The sequence below is a fragment of the Pseudoalteromonas sp. SIMBA_162 genome, from assembly GCF_046535955.1.
Classification (GTDB): domain Bacteria; phylum Pseudomonadota; class Gammaproteobacteria; order Enterobacterales; family Alteromonadaceae; genus Pseudoalteromonas; species Pseudoalteromonas marina.
The window spans coordinates 1-243 of record NZ_JAWJBQ010001022.1 but is presented as its reverse complement, the minus strand read 5'-3'; the positions used below and the strand labels follow the sequence as shown (position 1 = coordinate 243).

Below are 243 nucleotides of genomic sequence, written 5' to 3'. Positions count from 1 at the left end.
GCACGCGAGCGCATCGACAGCCTCATCACCCGCCATCCCAACGCGCCACGTCTGCGCCTGGCGCTGGCCAGCCTCTATCTTGATGCCGATTCCCCCGAGGACGCCCATCGCCTGCTGCTGCCGCTGCTCGACGAAGACCCGGTGCCGGACGCCGCCTACGCCCTGCTGGGGCTGGCCGCCGAGTCCAGCGGCGACGTCGACAACGCCATCCTTTACTACCGTCAGGTGCCGGACGGCGAGCGC

1 protein-coding gene is annotated in these 243 nt (G+C 70.4%); it reads left to right on the top strand.

Features of this window, described 5'->3' with window-relative positions:
• The coding region (locus R0J88_RS22820; RefSeq protein WP_410901293.1) for a tetratricopeptide repeat protein at positions 1 to 243 on the top strand (243 nt) is incomplete at both ends.